Origin of the sequence: Flavobacterium sp. UBA7680 (assembly GCF_002482975.1) — a bacterium.
Lineage (GTDB): Bacteria > Bacteroidota > Bacteroidia > Flavobacteriales > Flavobacteriaceae > Flavobacterium.
In genome coordinates, this window is sequence record NZ_DLHA01000019.1 from 671,765 (window position 1) to 691,076 (window position 19,312).

The following is a 19,312-nucleotide window of genomic DNA, read 5'->3' on the forward strand; positions in this document are numbered from 1 at the left end:
TAGGGAAAACAGTTTTTTTTATTTAATTATGAAAGTAAATTTACTTACGTCTTAAAAACAATCCAAATGAAAAATATCAACATTTTTATTGCAGTAGTATTATTCAGCACCGTTGGTTACTGCCAAAATGGTCCCAGAATTGAATTTGAAGATGCGGATAATACCATAGATTATGGTACAACTTCCAAAGCGGATAATAAAGTTCGTTCATTTGAATTTAAAAACACTGGAAACGCACCGCTGCTGATCACACGCGCAGAATCAACACTAAGTTCAATCGTTGTTACAAAACCTGCTTCGGCAATTATGCCGGGTAAAAAAGGCAAAATTAATATTAAATACAACAATCTGACTGAAGGCCCGATTCGTAAAACAATTACCGTGGAGAGCAATGCCGTAAATTATCCTGACGGCAGGGTTGCCTTAAGAATTAAAGGGGAAGTCCTTTAAAAATAAAAGCTTAAAATAGTGAATAGCTGGTTTTAAAGCTTTTGTGATATAAAATATAATGCACGAAGAATAATAGCTTACTGAAAACTTAAAAACAGAATTTATATTTAAAGACAAGACCAGATAATAATAAGGCTGCACTATTTGAAGGCAGCCTTATTAATCTACTAGAAATAATATGAGTCAGTTAGGAGCATCGGGGATTTAATTCCATTTTTTTGCTTCCTGTATTACTTGATGATTTCACCCTGTTTTATTTCTTCCCCGGCTTTTAAAATGATACGGTCTGATGGTGACAAAGCCCCAAAAATTTCTGTATCATCTTTACTTGTCATGCCTTCCTTAACATCAACAAAAGATGCCCTGCCCTTTTTAACTACAATGATATATTCTTTTTCCGTTGTCTGAACAATCGCCGTATTGGGCACCAGCAGGGACTTTGCCCCCGATACCATAGCAATTTTAACCTCTCCGTACATGCCGGGTTTTAGTTTATTATCGCTGTTGATCACATCTATTTCTATGGCTTCCGACCTCATGCTTCCCAAAGCATTGGCAACACGGCTTATCTTTCCCGTATACTCTTTTCCCTGTATTGCATTAAAGTTAAAGGTTATGGCTTTATTCAGGTCAACTTTATCCACATAGTTTTCGGGAACAGCAACCTCTAAGCGTAATTTTCTGGTATCCTGTAAAACCAGCATGGGCTGGTCACTGGCTTTCCCTGGTGCAACAAGGGCCCCCGGGGATATATTTCGCTCTACAATCATACCATCGAAAGGTGCATATATATTAAGATAGCCCTGCATGGTTTTTACCGACTGGACATTTGATTTTTCAGAATTAGCCACTGCCATATCAGATTTCATCTTGGACATCGCGCTGTCCAGTTCAAGGTTCGATACCGAGCCCGGTTCGGCCGCGGCCTCTTTGAGCCTGTTATACTTTTCCTTACTCGCATTTGCAGTTTCCAGTGCCTGCAGATAGCGCGAATTTGCTGCCTGAAGCTGTGATTCCATCTCCGGGGCTTCCAGTGTAAGGAGCAGTTCTCCCTTTCTAACCTTTGAACCACGGTCAACATAGATCGATTTTACAAACCCATTTACCCTGGGGAACAAATTTACTTCATTAAAGGGGTTCAACTGTCCGGGCAGACGAACATAACTGGACAATGCTTTCTCTGTGATGGTTCCAATTTCATACTGATTTGAATTATTTTGCTTTGTCTGGGTCAGGTCTACCGGTTTTTCACTCTGGCCACAGCCAGCCAAAACAACAAGGGATAAACCCAGTATACTTAATTTTGCTTTCATTTCTTTACATCGTTTAAATTTAAAATAGGTGATTCTTCGGGCATTAGTGAGGGCGACTTATAAGTTGACTTCTCCTGCATCCAGGCAAATACCAGCGGCAGTATAAATAAAGCTGCCAGAGTTGAGGCAAATAATCCCCCAATTACAGCGCGTCCCAGTGGAGCAGTCTGCTCGCCGGCCTCTCCCATTCCTGCTGCCATAGGCACCATACCTGCCATCATGGCTAAACTGGTCATAAGGATAGGACGTAAACGTATTGCGGCACTGGTAATAGAGGCGCGGGTTGCATTTTGAAATTCTAACCTAAGCTTTTCGCCATTGGTCACAATCAAAATTGCATTGGCTACAGACACACCTGTCGACATTATCATCCCCATGTAAGACTGCAGATTAAGTGTAGATCCTGTTAACATTAATGCCGTTAAGGAGCCTAAAATTACGGCCGGCACTGTTGAGAGTACGGTAAGTGAGAGCTTAAATGACTGATAATTTGCCGCCAGCAGTAAAAAGATAACCAGGATGGCAAAACCCAGACCCACCTGCAGACTATCCATGGTTTCGGTCAGTAAGTTGGACATTCCTTTTAATTCACATACCAACCCCTTTGGCGGTACTCCTAATCCCTTAAGGGCTTTTTCAACATCAGCTGTGGCAGTACCCAGATTCATTTTATGGATATTGGCACTCACAGTTAAAAACCGTCTTGGTCCGGAGCGGTCATATTCACCCGGGGCATAATTTATTTTAAAATCTGCCACTTCGCCAAGCGTGGGTGTGTTTTGTCCTTTCAGCAGTGGGATTTCCTTTAATTCTTCTATAGTATTCATCGTAGACTCAGGTATCTGAACCTGAACCTGATACGTATATTGTTTATCCTCGTCCAGCCATTGGTTCTTCTCGGTAAAACGGCTTGAGGAGGTGCTGGCTGTAACAGAACGGGCCACATCTGTCACATTGAGTCCAAATTGCGAGATTTTTTTTCGGTCAAGTGTAATATCAATTACCGGTATTTTCAGCGGCTGCACGATCTGCACATCACGCAGATAAGAAATCCCTTTGAGTTTGGCTACTGCCCTATGGGCATAACTTTCAATCTCCTGCATGTTTTTCCCTGTTACCCTTAATTCAATTGGTGTGGCAGCTCCCTGACTCATTATTTTCTCGGTCATGTCTATAGGCTCAAAGGTAATACGAAGCTCAGGTCTGGCATGAAGTATGTTTTTTCGCAGTGCATCTTTGAGCTCGTCCATATTCACTTTATAATTTTCATCCAGTTTGACCTGCAGTACAGCTTCGTGGGTACCGGTATTAAAAATATAAAGGTTGCTGGTCCCGTAGCTGCTTGGAATTATTCCCACATAGCCCGAACTGATCTCAATATGGTGATCCACTGTTTTATCAATAATGGATAATACCTGCTTAAACTTATCTTCGGTTCGCTCCAGGCGCGTACCATCGGGAGCCTTAATTCGGATAAGAAACTGGCCATTATTCACTTTTGGCATCATATCTTTTCCAATAACAACAAATCCAATCCCTGCTAAAATAACAACAGCAGCTAAATAAGCAGAAACGATAAGCTTTTTCTTTGGCATCCAGCTTGTAATGATTCCCATAAACTTCATTTTAACAGTCTCAAAAAAATCATTGTCTTTTGGATGCTCCAGTTCATTTTCCAAATGTTCATTTACCTGAATTATTTCCTGCTTATCCAGTGCTTCCCCGGCATGCGCGTGAAGCTGCTTATGATCATAATGCTGGTATTGCTCTTCTTTTATCAGCCAGTTGCTTAGAATAGGCACCACTGTCTGGGCAAGGATGTAGGAGACGATCATCGTTAGGCCAATTGACATTGATAAGGGCAGGAACATCGCCTTGGGCACACCATTCATTAGGAATGAGGGTGCAAAAACAGCCAGGATACACAGCAGGATAAGTAAAAGCGGGAAGGCTATTTCTTCACAGGCATCATAAATGGCCCTCTTTTTTGACTTGCCCATTTCAAGATGCTGGTGGATATTCTCTATCGTTACTGTTGCCTGATCCACTAAGATACCAATAGCCAATGCCAGACCGCTTAAGGTCATAATATTGATGGTTTGTCCAAAGGCCCCTAAGAGCATAACACCTAATAAAATAGATACCGGAATAGTAATCACTACAATCAGACTGCTACGCCAGTCACGAAGGAACAACAGTACCATCAATCCTGTCAGCAAGGCCCCCAGGCTGCCCTCGGTTATCAAACTTTTCACCGCATTAATCACAAAAACAGACTGGTCAAATTCGTATGATACTTTTATGTCATCAGGCAGCAAACTCTGCATCTCGGGCAGTTTGCTTTTCAGGCCCTGCACGACAGACCAGGTAGAGGCATCGGCAGTTTTTACAACCGGGATATAAACAGAACGCTTTCCATTAATCAGCGCATAATCAACGGTAATATCAGATGCATCGGCTACACGCGCCACATCTTTTACCAATACTGAAATTCCATTTTTAGTTTTGATTGGAATTTCACCGAACTCTTCTGATTTTTTTACCAGTGAATTAATTGTAGTGGTAAACATCGTATTATCAATGCGAAGGTTACCCGAAGGCGACATCACATTGAATTTAGCAAGCGCTTCGACGACCTGGTCCGGGGTAAGGTCGTAACTGCGCAGTTTAGCCGGATCAATATTCACGGTAATCGAACGTGAATTAGCCCCAAAGGGAGGCGGCGCTGATAATCCGGGTACAGAAGCAAACATGGGCCTGATGCGGGTAGCTGCCATATCATAAATTTCTTTCAGGCTTCGGTTTGGAGCTGACAACACCAGCTGTCCCACAGGTAATGAGGAAGCGTCATAGCGCACTACCTGAGGCGGGAGCGCACCGGGGGGGAAAAACTTCATTGCCCGGTTAACCTGCAGGGCAACCTGAGCCTGCGCTTCGGCCATGTTTGTATTTTCATAAAAACTGATCTTAAGCATCGTAAGGCCTTGAATGTTCTTGGCAGAGATGTTTTTTATTCCATTAACGTACAGGAACTGATCCTGCAGACGGGTGCTGAAAAAGCCTTCCATTTGCTGTGGCGACATACCGCCGTAAGATTCTATTACATATATCGTGGGCAGGTTGAGCTGCGGAAAGATATCTATAGGGATCTTCACAGCGCTTAGTATCGCGAAAATCAAGAGGCTCAAGGTAATGACCACTGTAGTAATAGGCCGTTTGAGTGCTGAGGTAACCATTGACATAATAAACTAATTTAAAAGGTTTAAAAGCGAGCTGACTTGATTTGTAGTAACCGCTTTTTGAAATAGGGCGCTGATGTAAGAGAACCGTGCCTGTGCATAATCAGTTTCGGAACGGTATAAAATAGTAAGTGCTGCGTTGAGATCAATGATGTCAGTCAGACCACTTTTATGTAAAGACAGCTTTTGGCGGTATCCGGCTTTGGCAGCCTGAAGCTGGTTTGGAATTTCAGCCAGACGCTGCTGGGCGGTTTTTAAATCAAGGTCAGCCTGGTTGACTCCTAATGCCAGCAATGATTTCTGGGCAGCCAGATTCTTTAAGGCATAGTCGGTAGCCTTTTTCTGTGTCCGTAACTTTAATTGCTGATGCCTCAGATCAAAAAGGCTGTAAGAGATTCCCAGACCAATCAGGTAGTTGCTGCGGTCAAAATCCAGACCGGTCGATAATTTATTGAAATGATCCTCAGCATCCACGCTTGCCCCACGCTCCCATGCAGCTGCTTCTAGTAAAACCTTAGGGTTATATTGTTTTTTGACAAGTTTTTCTTTATCACGGCTGTTGCTCACAAGAGAATTATAGTAATTAATTATAGGGTGGTTAGTGGTATCGGAAAACATAAGCCCGGAGATATCGGCTCGCTCTATAAGCCGTGTTTCTGCCAGGGTATCGGGTAGGATATTTTCAAAAGGCAGATCACTGATTGCTGCTAATTGCAGCTGGGTTTGTTTTAACTCATTATCAAGTTCAATATAAGTTAAGCGTGCTTTGGAAAGCTCCGCTTCGGCAATACTGCTTTCTACAGCGGGCCGCACACCGCTTTTGACAAGGGATTTAATGGACCGCACTATCTCCTCGTTACGTTTTATAGCGTGGGACTGTATAGAGCGAAAATCCTCTAAACGCAGCAGTTGCAGGTAATTGCCTATGGTATAGGCCTCGAGTTTATATTTGGCCTGCTGGAATTTATTTTTTTCAACTTCGATGTCCGATCTGGCTAAGTTATTCTGCGCCTGATAAGCCCCGAAATTATAGATTTCCCAGTCTAATGCAGCAATTCCTAAATTTGTAAGTACAGCACTTGTGTTGTTTTCAGTACGCACACCGCGTGAGTTGGACGGGACAATACCAAAACCAAAATAAGGTCCCGGTGTATTATTGTTTGTGCCTATATCAGCCTGGTAATTAAGCTTTAAAGTAGGCAGCCAGCTGGCGCGGGTCTCATTGGACCTTGCCTGTACAATAGCAATCGAAGCAGAGTCAGCAATTAAGCCTGGAGCTTTTTTATAGACGTTACTAAGGAGCTCTTTTAACGTAATATGCTGCTGTGCATGACTGGTTATGGCTGCAAAAAGGCATAACGCAATAAATGCGCTTTGTTTTAGATAATGCATCATGATGATATATTAAAGATTATGGGATAAAAAGATTTTCCTTTAAGCACAAGGGAACGGACATTAACGCCCTATAGCTATAACATACCTTACCCTGCAATAGAAAACAGTTATTGTCTTTATTTCTATTGCCCCTTGATCTCATTGAATCCATATAAGAAAAAAGCATACATGGAAATGTGCGCAGAAGAATCTGTGCCATTTTCAATCTCATAAAATTTTACGAAAACGCAATACAAGGTCCAGAAAAATAAACTGCGATCTGCAAATTAGGATAGGCGATGTAAAAGGAATTGGAAATTTTACAGAATATGTAAATCATCAGCATATAAAACATCAAGTAAAAAAAGCAGAAGCTTAATAACTCAAGAGGTTAAAGAAATTGATAATCAGGAATCTGTAAAATTGTACAGTTGTGCTAGAATAGCTGGTACAGATGCAGGTAATTGTTTCTTGATGCGTATTTTTTTACAATACCCTCACATTTTTGGGTATCATAAAAAGATTTTAAAGTAATCCATTCACTGGAATATAAATCCGATAACAGGTAATTGTCCAGGCTATCTGCGGGAATTGCCTTTCTATTGATCCCTTTGGTAACTAGTGGATGAAATACTTCAATTTTATCCAGTGCATGATAGTTAGAATAATCTATTTTTTGGACTCCTTCTAAAAAACAAAGTTCAGTCCCTAAAAACATTTTTTTTACAAATGTACTCTCTGCAGTAAAATTTACAGATACAGGTTCTGCTGCCTTAGCAAACGCATTTCCACAAACGGAAATCCAAAACAGAATAATGTAAATAATTTTAAGACATTTCATTTGGGCGTCAAAATGAGAAGTTAGTTTTTGGATAGAATTCTCGGGATCAAATTTACTGCATTACAAGGCTAAACCATAAACTTTAACATAAATTTATGGCTGTAAGCTTCCGCTGAACCCTTAATAAAAAAATAAATTATTTGCTTGCTCAAATTAAACCTTTTGCTGTAAAACATATCTTATAATATGTAAAAGAATTTAAGCTGCAGCTGCACTTAAATAATGTAATGATGGAAAACCTCGAAAACTCAATCAAGAGCAGGAAAACAGCAGGTAACCTAAATATTGGAAATTTAATTTCACAACAAAAACTAAAAAAAAAATGAAAATCCAAAACATACTGCCGATACTTCTATTTTTGACGAGTTTCTCATTTTATGCACAAAATGAAAAAACAAACGAAAAACTCGAGAAAATTAAAGCTTATAAAGTTTCCTTTTTAACGGCAGATCTTGAACTTACTTCGGCAGAAGCGGAGAAATTTTGGCCTATTTATAATACGTATGACGATAAACAATATAAGCTGCGTCATGAAAAAATGAAAACATATTTACGAAAACTCAATGATGATAATATCAATTCAATTTCAGAAAAAGAAGCAGCAATACTATTGTCACAAATAGAAAGTACCAATAGGGAGTTATATTTATTGAAAAAAAATTATATCAGCAGTCTTCAAAAAGTACTTCCGGCAAAAAAAATATTAAAGCTTAAAAAATCTGAAAATGATTTTAACCGAAAATTGTTAAAACAATATCGGGATAAAGCTGGTAAAAATTAATACCACAAAATAAACAACAGCGATAGGAACCCTATATAATAATACTTACTTTATTATTTAGGGTTCTTATTATTTTAACCAGAGCGGAAACAGAAAAGTGAAACAAAAAATACGGTATCCTGATCTTTAATTACAATTTGTAATCCGGGGATTATTTAATGCACCACACTGGAAAGAATATTTACTCTGTGGATATAATGGAGAAGGATTATCGGTCTCTTCTAATGGAGACAATGGCTGCCCATTATAGCTCGGCATTGTTACCTGCTCTTTAGATCCATTGCCAAGGGCTGTATTTTTGGCAGTCAAATTTCCATTAAAACTATAATCAATCATGGCATCAAGTAATCTGTAAATACCATAATAGTCATATGCATCATACGAACTTTGCGTATTAGGAAGATTATGCTCAGCCGTGTAAGTAAAAGTCGGTAAAACTGATTTTTTTATTAAAATAAAATCTTTTTCAGAGTTTGGAATATTTATATTTTTAAAAATATCAATTGCCAGCCTATGATCATTTGTTACGTCATCATTATAGACCTGGGTTATTAATTTTGTATTTTCCGGGAATTCCTGTAATTCAGCCTGTGTAATTTGGTAAGAATACCATTGTGCCATTGCGAAAATAAAACGTCCGTTCTGCCCCCATCCTTCGTCAATAAATCCTCTGTGAGCCAAAGCAAAAGAGGCGCCTGCACCAAAGGAATGCCCCATGAAACCTACTTTTTTTGTGTCAATTATACCAGGATAATCTGTAACAGCTTTTTTGAAACTTTCCCATAGCGTCTCATATCGTTCATCGACCGTTACACCCGTGGTTGGATATGGAGCAAATACTACCACATACCCCTTCTTTGCAATAAACTCATACAGGCCTATATTATATGCACTTTCTTCACCTCCGTAAGGGTGCGAATAAAAAATAACAGGTTTCGGTGAAGTAATATCCTTTGGATAAAATATTTCAACATTTTTCCCACTGTATAAGGGGCTTGGAAAACTAATTTTTGCTACCTGATAATTGCCGTCCGAACCATATCCTGTTTTTGGCCTGGAAATAGGCCCTGCCAAATCATCATCTATATATGCAGAATCTTGATTTGACTCATCTGCGTCATTTTTTGAGCAGGATAATAATAGAAAAAAAGAGATAACAAATAAAATTGGGGTCTTCATTTTTTATGTATTTTAAGATTATTTTAATAAGACTGCTTTTATTTAAAATGGTTTAATTCGGATTTTTAAACAAAGTTAGCAGATCCAATTACGCAAGTTGTGAAAGAGCCAATATTCATGAAAAGAGAATCCACAAACTTTTGCCGCCATTAGGAAAAGTAAGTGTACTTCGAATAACCAATAAACAATTTGGCAATACTTTATTTTTTTGAGGGAAATCAGCATTACCATCAGCACCTCTATCCACACAATTGGAATTATTTTACTGCTGCTGCATTTACAATTATGAATAGTATATCAACGTCCCAAAGCTTATTTACTAAACCTTACAATAGAAAAAATGCCGCAATTATGGGTTATCAATCCATAAAAGAGGCATTTTTCTGAACGACATTCACAACCAAAACTCTATATATCAATGGATAAAAAATCAATTATATCGTGTTTTATAATCTTTAATCAAACCACAACTGATCTTTCTTTATCTATTTCTTTTGGTTCAATATCGTGTTTTCTAATCGTTAATCAAACCACAACTAGATTCCATAATTAGTGGTTTAGCTAAGAAATATCGTGTTTTCTAATCTTTAATCAAATCAGAAAACGTAAATGGTTATAACCAAAATCGAATATCGATTATAGTTGTGGTGTGGATGTTTAAGATAGAAAATAGCATTAAAAAACTGTTTTTAAATTATACTTTTTGAATCTTTCCAGAAACTGAAACTTTTACTTTAATTGGTTTAAAAGTTTCCCATCCCGTTTTTCCATCACCAAAACTTTGAATTCTAACATAAAAAGGTTGAAAATTATTCTGTATAGATGACTCCGAACTTAATCTAAATTCATAAAATTTAGACGATAACTTTTGCACCCTAAATAGATTCTCTTTCAAATTTTCATAATCTGGATCTTCCCAATCAATTGCCTCTTCATTTAAACGGAGTAAAAACATATCATTAATATGCAAAGTGGTAAGTATTTCACTGCCATCTGCTGGTAATTGATAGATTGGAAACCCTTTTCTTTTTCTTTCTACAACGGTCCAAAATGTAACTATCTCTTCTTTTAAAATCCCTTTTTCATCTTTGTAAATTAATACATGATGATTATTTCTGGGATTTACCCATTGATTTATATCATCTTTTAACTGCTCGGCTCCACCAATATTTTCTTTCATTCTTATTTTTAAAATAGGAACTGGACTTCCATTTTTATTAGGCAAAAATATTTGTGGATGTTTAATTCCATTTTCATCAACGTTAAAAAATGTATTTGAAGGAATAGAGCCTTTTGCAAATCCACCTAATTCTTGAATTCTTTTATGTATTAATTTTTTAATTGTTTGGTCAACTACTTTTTCTAATTGCTTTTCAGTTGTTAAACTATCAATTGCCTTTCTAACATGAAATGCTTCCTCTCCATTAAAGTTTCGCTTTCCAAAAACAGTTTCTTTATGCAATTGTCCTCTTGCTGCTACTCCAATATTTTCAAAAACAACTCCATTTTTTTTCACTCTGTGTGCCTTAATAGTTACAATATTATTGAGTCTTTTGTGTGAAATCAATATTTTGTCAACCGCTTTTTCTGCATCAAAATTAAATCCAACCCAAGGTAATGAGCAGTTCTTTAATTCTGACTCCCTGTCATATCGATTCCATCTCGATAATTCTTGCAAATGACTTGTCTTTACACATGCCATAACTAACGCATCAATAGCATGATGACGGTGATCTTCGCGAGATTTAGCATTGTTATCTGTATTTAATATATGGTTCAATCCCCACTTTTGACGCAGATTAGAAGTCAGTTGCCCGGGTGATACATTTACTTTTTTACAAACTAGTGACAAATAATCTTTAGCTTCCTTGCTTATATGGTGAGTATCATTTAACTGGTAAGATGAAAAATCATCATCAAATTTTTGCTGCACAAATCTTTTAAATTTTTGATATGCATTTGGATACTCCTTTGTGTCAGAAAATAATTTTAATGCCCTTTCTTTAATACTTGGCCAATTAGACTCATCATTTCCATAAAACTCAAAGGGTGTTCTGTCTCCTTTAAGTATGTTTTCATCAGCATAACATAATGTCTTATTATTAAAGCTATCATTTAATGAGCGACTCCAAGGGTGAATATGTACTATTTGAATTTCACCTGTAAATAATTTAGCAATAGGAATTGGAATTCCAGTATATGCACATGTTTGTTTGCACTCCTCCCAAAGCTTAAATTTTAGAATGTTATCATGAGAAACTCTTGTATATTTTTCAACTTCCGCTTTAACTCTATCGTTTTCTCTTTCTAACCGTTTTTGATCCCTGCGGATTTTATTTCGTTGTGATTTAGATATTTTTAAATCGCGAGCCATTTCCACTTTTATTTCGTCAAATTGTCCGTGGTCATCAATTAATTCATTAACGAGCTTACGCAATTCAAACAACGCAGTAATAACAATAGGATTTCTAATAGCCTGAATTTCCTTGTCCGCTTTTTTTCCAATTGGTAATTTGTCGAACACTGATGTTACATCAACTGCAACAGAATGATGATAGAGTTTTTTTAGTAGTTTGTCATCAAACTCAAATTCTTTACGAAGTAAATCTTTTACTGTATCTATAAAGCTTCCGGATTTTTTTGACCTGATAATTCCTTCAATATTGTCAATTAAATCTAATTGCCTTCGATTATTTTCAACAGTATCGTTTTGCCATTTATCTCCAAAAGCATTTTTAACGCCTCCCATTACAACTGCAACATCATAGGTATATCCTTGTCGCATAAATGGCAAAATATTACCAATAGCTTTTCTGCTTAAACTCGCATAACCATCTTTTACATTGAACTTTGATATTGTATCAGCTTGCTCTTCTGTAAAACTCCAATTTTTAACCGCATATTCTCTAAGATTCGATTTACCGTCAAAAAAATACAAAACATGCCAGATATCTTCTTGCTGTTTATCTGAAAACTCAAACCATTTTTTACCAAAGAATTTTTTATTTGATAAATTAGAAATAGTGTATGTTCCAACAATTTTATCATCATCTTTATAATTAAATTTAAATTCAGCACTCTCTTTGCCAATTGCTTTTCGCAATTTTTTAAATTCTATTTTTTCAAATGATAATAGTTGTTCAATTAATTTTTCTTGTTCTTCTTTAGATACTTTCTTTCCATTATATTCAACTGTATTTACCCATTGATAAATCCTGAACATTTCAAAAGGAATCGCATTAATTGGGCATTTAGTTTTAGTTGGCTCAAAATAACATTTACCAACCAAATGTTTTTGAGAGCGCAAAGGTCGCTGATGAAATAAAATTCCGTCTTCTTTGTAACCATCTAATTTCCTTCCACCAAATAAAATTTTCAATTCTTCATTTAAATTTGTATGGAATTGTGCTTGTTTACTCCATATTAGTTCAAATTCATCTACATACATTTTCCGTGTTGTGTATCTATTTCTAATTCTTTCCAAACCATTTTGAAAAGGGCGGTTTTCTTTTGGATATATTTCAAATAGATATGCACCCAATGTTTTATCTTCTATACTCTCTAATGTATCATCAATTCCTATTTTTCCTTCTTTTTGATTTCCTTTAAAAATGGCTCCGTCATCAATACCCCCCTTTCTGCTATTACTCAAAAATCCACGTCTCTGAATCAAATGATAAAAAATTCTGCCAATTTCCTCTAATGATAATTTTTCGTTTAAGGCTTTGTGTCGAAGTTCGTATGGGTTTAATGCAAACCATTTTACTAGCTTAGCTGTTGGAAATAATTTTGTCTTTTTCCAATCTTCAAAATCTTGAGCATCCATTGGACACATATTATTTTCAGAAAGTTTTTGAAGTAAAATTTTCTTTCTTAATCTTCTCCTGAAAAATTGACGTCTAACTCCTCTTGCACCAGTTCTACTTGCATTTTTAGAAATTTCATTATCACCATCGCCAAGATTTTCAACTCCCATTGGAAATATTCTACTTCCTATCGCTAAAATCTTATTTAGCTTATCGTCAATTAATGCCCAACCTATTGAGTTTGTCCCTAAATCTAATCCTAAAATTCTTGCCATAGTCATTAAAATTAATCTGCATGGATTTTACCATTAAAAAAAAATAAAGTAATTACTGTTTTCCTTATTCAAACCAATTTATTTTTTCTATACATTTGTAACTGATTAAAATTTCTAATCTTTAATCTTATCACAATAAGGCTATATGCCGTAGATGAAAATCTTTAGTCCTGCTTCGGTAGGACTTTTTTATTATGTCTCTATGTTGTACTACCTCTACTATTTTTGATATGGGTAAAGCTGAAACCCAAGCCTTAGAAGGTTCTTTCACTGTAAATTCTCTTTTTAAAATATTTGGAACAACGAAATGATTATGTTTTGAATTGGTTGTTACTTTAAATTTCTTACTCAATTTACTGTATAAACCTAATTGCTTCATGTATTTGGCTACCGTTATTCTGGATATTTGATACCCAATATTTTGCAGCTCTAAAGTAATCCTAGGGTTCCCATATCACTGTTTATCAGCAAAATAGACGGAGGTTATTGTTGCTTTTATTAAAATTACTCCTTTATCTATTCCTGAAATAACTTGTTTTTCCATTTATAGTAACGGCTGTTAATTATTTCTAAAACTTTGCACCTCTTTCAATCGAATATATTTTTTCATGGTCTTTTATGAAAAGATAAATCATCGACCTCCCTTGGAAAAAATGCTTATTGCCTTTTCCAGGAAAACTTCCAGTTCTAAATTCTTGATAATTTTGGCGCCACTTATAACGCAAAACAGTTGTTACCTCAAGTTCCTTAGAAAGTTGAGAGATATTATCTCTTTCATAACTTAATTGATCTGCTTTCTCTTTGGAAAATGCGGTTGTAATTTTTGAGATTTTCTTTCATGGTCTACAGTTAAGATTTTGTCCTTAACTAAAACTCCGCGCTAAGTGAGCACATCCCAAATAGAATCTGTAAAGTAATACGATTGTGCTAGAAGAGCTGGTAAAGATGCAGGTAATTGTTTCTCGAAGTATATTTTTTTAAAATACCCTCACATCTTCTGGTATCATATAGAGATTTTAAAGTAATCCAGTCACTGGAATATAAATCCGATAACAGGTAATTGTCTAAACTATCTTCAGGAATTGCCTTTCTATTGATAGCTTTGGGGGCTAATAGATGCAATACCTCAATTTTATCTAGTGTATGATCGTTACGATAGTTTATTTTTTTGACCACTTCGAAAAAACAAAGTTCAGTCCCTAAAAACTTTTCCTTTACGAAAGTATTTTCTGCAGTAAAATTTTCACATACAGGTTCTGCTGCCTTACCAAAAGCATTTCCACAAACTGAAATCCAAAACAGAATAATGTAAAAAATTTTAAGACACTTCATTTGGGTGGCAAAAATTGAGAAGTTAATTTTTGGATAGAATTCTCGAGTCCAAATTTACTGTATTACAAGGCTCCACCAAAAACTTTAACACAAATTTAGAGAAGTCAAGGTTGTGCTAATATCTAAAAGAAAAACTCAGTTGGGAGAACTGGAGTTGATACCTTTTTTGCGACTGTGCAATAGAGCTTTTAATTTCTTATTTAGAAATATTCAATATTTTAAATTATTTGTAATACAAAAAAGAATAATACTATTGTCTTTTTATTAGTTAGTTTTGAAGTTTTTTGTAATTATTTAATATTGAAATAGTAAAAATTTGAATTTGGGTGCAGAATCGGTGCACTTTGTTCAAAGACATTTTATAAAATCCAGTATAGACAAGACTTCAGCGATAAAGTTAGAATCCTGCACTCTTTGAAACATTTGAAATCGTGTTACAGCAAAAAACACTGTATTTTTATTTAGATAAAATATCGCTTTCCATTAAATGCCTTTTGATTATCCAATAGAGTGATATAAGTATTTCTGCTGGCTATTTCTTCCGGTTATGATTAGATTTCATCGCTTCTGATTCGATTTCATGTATTGTTTTCTTTTTGCCTTTAGAAATCCATTCTAAAAGTTCTTCTTCAAAAAAGTACAGCTTTTTACCGTACTTATAGCACGGTATTTTTCTCTGCCTTACAAGAGTGTAAATTGTAGACTTTGCTTTTCCTATGAGCCGGCTTGCTTCTTCAATACCAATAGGAATACTTTTTTCTTTCGATTCATATACCTGTACATTCTGAATCATAAGTTTAATCTCGGCAATTTCTTTCACTAAGTGTGCTACTGCTTTGGGCAGGTTCTCAAAAGAGATTTCGTTTGTGTCCATAGCTATCGTTTTTAACAGTTATGGTGCAAATGAAAAAAGTGTTTCTGCTGTGTCCTTCTTCACAGCAAAAACACTTGAAAAATACAATGCTTTATAGTTATTGGCATTTAAAAATCGGTAAAATCTTCCATAATCTTTATAAGCCCTTTCTGTTCATCATCTTTGAGATGCGTTTTAATGCTGTTCTGCTCAACATCTTTTAAAGCGTCAGCAAAAGTCAGTTTTAAAAATTGTGCGGCTCCGTCCTGCCTGCTGACTTTAAAAAAATTCCAGATATTCCAGCCAAAATGATACAGATCCAGATTGGACAGATCTTTAACTTTTACCGGTTTAATCTTTTCAAAATTTATGCCTTCAGCATATATGATTATATTCCTGCCCAATTGCTTCAAATCATCATCCGACGCATACAGCGCAAACTCCTGCTGTGCATAACGGATGGCAATATCAATTCTGGCTTGTTTTTGATTTTTGATTGTATTTTGCTGCTGCTCCCTTAACTGCTGAATATCGATGGCTGCATTTCTATTTTCAGGCATTTCGGGCTTAATTAAAGCATCCTGCAACTCCTCTTCTATTTTTTCAAGGTCTTCATTTGGAATCCGGCTTTCAGGCGATTCATTTTTTTTTGCACTCAAAAAACGATTCAGTAATCTCTCAGCCAAATCATTAAGAAATAAACTTAGAATTGCAAACATTAAAATTCCAAATCCAGTGCTGATCCAGAAAAAAACGCCGGCCGTATATTCATCCGCACCTTTTTCCAGCAGCACCAGTCTTCCGATTACACCGACAAAGACGCAGACTAAAAAAACAGACAGGTAAACTGTGATATATTCAAAGTATTTAATTTTCATTGCGCTTATTTCTTTAAAGATTCCAATTGTATTGCCTGCGAAGCTCTGTTTTTCTTCTCATCTATTACTTTAGCGTAGATTTCAGTAGTTTTTACGTTGGTATGCCCCAGCATTTTGCTGACCGTATAAATGTCTGTCCCGCTTGATAGCTGCAGTGTTGCAAATGTATGGCGGAAGCAGTGGAAGGTAATATTTTTTTTAATGCCTGCAGATTCAACCCATTTTTTCAGAGGGCGTGAAATCCACGACGGATCCGGCAGATCCTCAAAGACAAGCTGTCCGGGAAGCCTCGGTTCTCCGCAGAGATCTAAAGCCTGCTCAGAAATAGGCATGTATTCGACACCCTTTGTCTTTTTCTGCGTGAAATGCAGTTTGGCCCTGCCGTCTTCCAGACTTATCTCTTTCCACCGGAGCTTCTGAATGTCGGAATGCCTCAGACCTGTAAGCGCTGAGAAAAGCGCGGCTCTTTTAAGGACGTCTTTTTCGCAGGGCGTTTGGGCCAATGCATTCAATTCTTCAATGGTAAGATATTCGCGTCTTGATTCCTGCTCCGGGATGCCCTTAATTTTTGAAGATAAATCAACGGTTAAATATCCGTCTATAAAGGCCTGTTTCAAAGCGGCTTTAAATATGGAAAAATAGGTTGCCGCAGTGTTGCAGGAAATAGTTCCCTTCTTACCTCCTCCTCGCGGAGCTGATAATAAAAACAGTTTAAAATCTTCAGCCATTCTGCTGTCAATCTGTGAAAAAATAAGGCTGCCCGCTGAATAGCTCTTTAAAAATTCTCTGGTCCGCTCCCAAGTGATCTTAATGGATTTTGAACTTCGGGCGTGTCTTTTAGCCGCCACCGCAGCAATATATCTAATAAAATCCTCATTTCCTTTTTCTTTCTGTTGAGCCAACAGGTTCTCAGCATCACTGTACAGATCTGTATTATCGTATTCTTTCTGCCGGATATTACGCACTGCGTCAGCATAGAGCATTATTTCACGGTCGCTTTCGCTGCTGCACATTATAATTCCGTTATCGCTGCGTCTGGGTTTATAGGATTTTATGCCCTCTGCATCTGTGCGGGCAGTTCTTTTCTTGTCCCACTCTACTGTTGTTACGGTTCTGTTTAAATATTCACGGATTCTCTGGGGCGTTTTCTTTCCTGAAACCTCAACAGGATAGCTTTCTATGTAAACATACCATTCTTTTCGGTCTTCTGCTTTTCGAAGACGCACAGTCACCTTGGTTTTTGCTAATTGTTTCATATAAAATCATTTCCGTTATACAAGTTATCAATTTCGCTTTTGGGAGCATATACATGCTTTCCGATCTGCCTGGTAGGTATTGAATATTTCCTGATATGGCTGTAGACAGAACCTTCTGATATCTGAAATCTCTGAGCTATTTCACCGATGGAATAGCAGTCTTCTTTTTCAAGGCTGTATAATTTTTTCTTCGGTATACTCTCAGCCTGCGGCAGGCTGCGCTCAGGGCCGAACATCCCTTCCATGACGCTGCGGTCTATCCTTACAAGGCGGGTTCCAAGATTAACTGACGGAACTTTTCCCTGGCCGACAAGCCTATAGAGGGTTCTTTTGGCAATGCCAAAAAGCATGCCAGCCTCAGAGACGGAAAGAAATGCCCTGTCCTGCGGTATTTTCTCTATCATCGCTTTGATTTCTGCTTCATTTTTAAGCTGCTTCATCTTCTGCTTGTATGCTTTTTTACTGCATTTTTGTGAGCAGTAGACAGAAGTTACGGTCTTGGGCAGAAACACTTCCCCGCAGACAAGACATTGTTTATTTATTCTTTTCATCACCTTTATCCCCAATTTAAGTGCCATAAGTATACATAAGTGCCACATTATCGCCTTTTAAGTGCCGGTACAAATATGGTACAAATATATGGCAAAAAATGATTAAAAAACAGCAAAAACAAAAAAGAATAAAAAAGAAAAACCGCTGTAAACATTTCGTTTACAGCGGTTTAACACTTTTTATTAACTGATGTTAATCAGTAATTATTTGACTTCTTCGAATTCAACGTCTTCAACATTGTCTCCAGATTGCTCTTGTTGTGGAGCAGCTTGTTGACCTTCACCACCTTGAGCGTACATTGCTTCTGTAGCTGTTTTCCAAGCTGCATTTACATTGTCTAATCCTTTTTGGATTGCCTCAAGATCTTGAGATTGGTGAGCGAATCTTAATTCAGTTAAAGCAAATTCGATAGCTGTTTTTTGATCGTCTGTTAATTTACTTCCCAATTCTTTCAATTGACTTTCAGTTTGGAAAATAGTACTATCAGCTTCGTTCAATTTCTCAGCTCTTTCTTTTGCAATTCTGTCAGCATCAGCATTAGCTTCAGCATCTTTTTTCATTTTTTCGATTTCTTCAGCTGTTAATCCAGAAGAAGCTTCGATACGGATATCGTGAGATTTTCCAGTTCCTTTATCAGTTGCAGAAACTTTGATGATACCATTAGCATCGATATCGAAAGTAACTTCGATTTGAGGAACTCCTCTTGGTGCTGGTGGAATACCATCTAAGTGGAAACGACCGATAGTTTTGTTATCAACTGCCATAGCTCTTTCTCCTTGTAATACGTGGATTTCAACAGATGGTTGAGAATCAGCAGCAGTAGAGAATACTTGAGATTTTTTAGTTGGAATAGTTGTGTTAGACTCGATTAATTTAGTCAATACACCACCCATAGTTTCGATACCTAAAGAAAGAGGCGTTACGTCAAGTAACAATACATCTTTTACATCTCCAGATAAAACTCCACCTTGAATAGCAGCTCCAATAGCAACAACCTCATCAGGGTTAACACCTTTAGATGCTTTTTTACCGAAGAATTTTTCAACTTCGTCAGCGATTCTTGGCATACGAGTAGAACCTCCTACAAGGATTACTTCGTCGATATCTGATGTAGATAAACCTGCATCTTTTAATGCTTTAGCAACTGGCTCCATAGAACGTTTTACTAAAGTATCAGATAATT

Annotated in this window: 14 protein-coding genes and 1 pseudogene; 2 read left to right on the forward strand and 13 right to left on the reverse strand. The window is 36.8% G+C overall.

Annotation, left to right across the window (positions count from 1 at the left end):
• Window positions 1-66 precede the first annotated feature (66 nt).
• Window positions 67-450: a DUF1573 domain-containing protein gene (locus B3C18_RS07860; RefSeq protein ID WP_291144973.1), complete on the forward strand. Its 384-nt coding sequence runs from the start codon at window positions 67-69 to the stop codon at window positions 448-450.
• Between the two features lie 230 nt (window positions 451-680).
• Here the strand turns inward: B3C18_RS07860 and B3C18_RS07865 are convergent, their stop codons facing one another.
• From B3C18_RS07865 to B3C18_RS07880, 4 genes are all read right to left on the reverse strand, one after another.
• Window positions 681-1,763 carry an efflux RND transporter periplasmic adaptor subunit gene (locus B3C18_RS07865; RefSeq protein WP_291144976.1) on the reverse strand — a complete coding sequence of 361 codons (1,083 nt, stop codon included), beginning with the start codon at window positions 1,761-1,763 and terminating at the stop codon, window positions 681-683.
• A complete protein-coding gene (locus B3C18_RS07870; RefSeq protein ID WP_291144979.1) occupies window positions 1,760-5,005 on the reverse strand; it encodes an efflux RND transporter permease subunit in 3,246 nt (1,081 codons plus the stop codon). The genes B3C18_RS07865 and B3C18_RS07870 overlap by 4 nt, the downstream gene beginning before the upstream one ends.
• A 6-nt stretch (window positions 5,006-5,011) precedes the next feature.
• Complete coding sequence (locus B3C18_RS07875; protein WP_291144982.1) at window positions 5,012-6,397, reverse strand: TolC family protein; 1,386 nt, start codon at window positions 6,395-6,397, stop codon at window positions 5,012-5,014.
• Window positions 6,398-6,812: 415 nt separating this feature from the next.
• Window positions 6,813-7,217, reverse strand: coding sequence for a hypothetical protein (locus tag B3C18_RS07880; RefSeq protein WP_291144984.1), 405 nt, complete (start codon window positions 7,215-7,217; stop codon window positions 6,813-6,815).
• A 322-nt stretch (window positions 7,218-7,539) separates the two neighbouring features.
• On the opposite strand from B3C18_RS07880, the gene B3C18_RS07885 reads away from it, so the two are divergent.
• On the forward strand, window positions 7,540-7,998 hold the full coding sequence (locus B3C18_RS07885; protein ID WP_291144987.1) for a sensor of ECF-type sigma factor: 459 nt from the start codon (window positions 7,540-7,542) through the stop codon (window positions 7,996-7,998).
• Window positions 7,999-8,124: 126 nt separating this feature from the next.
• Here the strand turns inward: B3C18_RS07885 and B3C18_RS07890 are convergent, their stop codons facing one another.
• The 9 genes and pseudogenes from B3C18_RS07890 to B3C18_RS07925 all read right to left on the reverse strand — a co-directional run.
• Window positions 8,125-9,177: an alpha/beta hydrolase gene (locus B3C18_RS07890; RefSeq protein ID WP_291144991.1), complete on the reverse strand. Its 1,053-nt coding sequence runs from the start codon at window positions 9,175-9,177 to the stop codon at window positions 8,125-8,127.
• Window positions 9,178-9,871: 694 nt separating this feature from the next.
• Window positions 9,872-13,258 (reverse strand): type II CRISPR RNA-guided endonuclease Cas9, encoded by a 3,387-nt coding sequence (cas9, locus tag B3C18_RS07895; protein ID WP_291144995.1) that lies wholly within the window; start codon window positions 13,256-13,258, stop codon window positions 9,872-9,874.
• Window positions 13,259-13,388: 130 nt separating this feature from the next.
• Window positions 13,389-13,700: pseudogene (locus B3C18_RS26015) on the reverse strand (hypothetical protein); the annotation flags it as partial.
• 485 nt (window positions 13,701-14,185) lie between these two features.
• The gene (locus tag B3C18_RS07900; RefSeq protein ID WP_291144997.1) at window positions 14,186-14,590 is read right to left on the reverse strand and encodes a hypothetical protein; all 405 of its coding nucleotides are present in this window, start codon (window positions 14,588-14,590) and stop codon (window positions 14,186-14,188) included.
• 532 nt (window positions 14,591-15,122) lie between these two features.
• Entirely contained in the window at window positions 15,123-15,464 is a 342-nt protein-coding gene (locus tag B3C18_RS07905) for a helix-turn-helix domain-containing protein (RefSeq protein ID WP_140504760.1), read from the reverse strand.
• A 107-nt stretch (window positions 15,465-15,571) separates the two neighbouring features.
• Window positions 15,572-16,321 carry a hypothetical protein gene (locus tag B3C18_RS07910; protein ID WP_291145003.1) on the reverse strand — a complete coding sequence of 250 codons (750 nt, stop codon included), beginning with the start codon at window positions 16,319-16,321 and terminating at the stop codon, window positions 15,572-15,574.
• A gap of 5 nt (window positions 16,322-16,326) precedes the next feature.
• Window positions 16,327-17,577, reverse strand: a complete 1,251-nt coding sequence (locus B3C18_RS07915; RefSeq protein WP_291145006.1) for a site-specific integrase — start codon at window positions 17,575-17,577, stop codon at window positions 16,327-16,329.
• A complete protein-coding gene (locus tag B3C18_RS07920) occupies window positions 17,574-18,128 on the reverse strand; it encodes a helix-turn-helix domain-containing protein (RefSeq protein WP_291145009.1) in 555 nt (184 codons plus the stop codon). Before B3C18_RS07920 ends, B3C18_RS07915 begins: the two co-directional genes overlap by 4 nt.
• Window positions 18,129-18,332: 204 nt before the next feature.
• Window positions 18,333-19,312 (reverse strand): Hsp70 family protein (locus tag B3C18_RS07925; RefSeq protein ID WP_291145012.1); only part of this gene is annotated, 980 nt, incomplete at its 5' end.

Coding starts and splice junctions, on each gene's coding strand:
- B3C18_RS07870 (WP_291144979.1), bottom strand. CDS start 5,005: ATGTCAATGGTTACCTCAGCACTCAAACGGCCTATTACTACAGTGGTC.
- B3C18_RS07885 (WP_291144987.1), top strand. CDS start 7,540: ATGAAAATCCAAAACATACTGCCGATACTTCTATTTTTGACGAGTTTC.
- B3C18_RS07880 (WP_291144984.1), bottom strand. CDS start 7,217: ATGAAATGTCTTAAAATTATTTACATTATTCTGTTTTGGATTTCCGTT.
- B3C18_RS07865 (WP_291144976.1), bottom strand. CDS start 1,763: ATGAAAGCAAAATTAAGTATACTGGGTTTATCCCTTGTTGTTTTGGCT.
- B3C18_RS07900 (WP_291144997.1), bottom strand. CDS start 14,590: ATGAAGTGTCTTAAAATTTTTTACATTATTCTGTTTTGGATTTCAGTT.
- cas9 (WP_291144995.1), bottom strand. CDS start 13,258: ATGGCAAGAATTTTAGGATTAGATTTAGGGACAAACTCAATAGGTTGG.
- B3C18_RS07915 (WP_291145006.1), bottom strand. CDS start 17,577: ATGAAACAATTAGCAAAAACCAAGGTGACTGTGCGTCTTCGAAAAGCA.
- B3C18_RS07910 (WP_291145003.1), bottom strand. CDS start 16,321: ATGAAAATTAAATACTTTGAATATATCACAGTTTACCTGTCTGTTTTT.
- B3C18_RS07905 (WP_140504760.1), bottom strand. CDS start 15,464: ATGGACACAAACGAAATCTCTTTTGAGAACCTGCCCAAAGCAGTAGCA.
- B3C18_RS07890 (WP_291144991.1), bottom strand. CDS start 9,177: ATGAAGACCCCAATTTTATTTGTTATCTCTTTTTTTCTATTATTATCC.
- B3C18_RS07875 (WP_291144982.1), bottom strand. CDS start 6,397: ATGATGCATTATCTAAAACAAAGCGCATTTATTGCGTTATGCCTTTTT.
- B3C18_RS07860 (WP_291144973.1), top strand. CDS start 67: ATGAAAAATATCAACATTTTTATTGCAGTAGTATTATTCAGCACCGTT.
- B3C18_RS07920 (WP_291145009.1), bottom strand. CDS start 18,128: ATGAAAAGAATAAATAAACAATGTCTTGTCTGCGGGGAAGTGTTTCTG.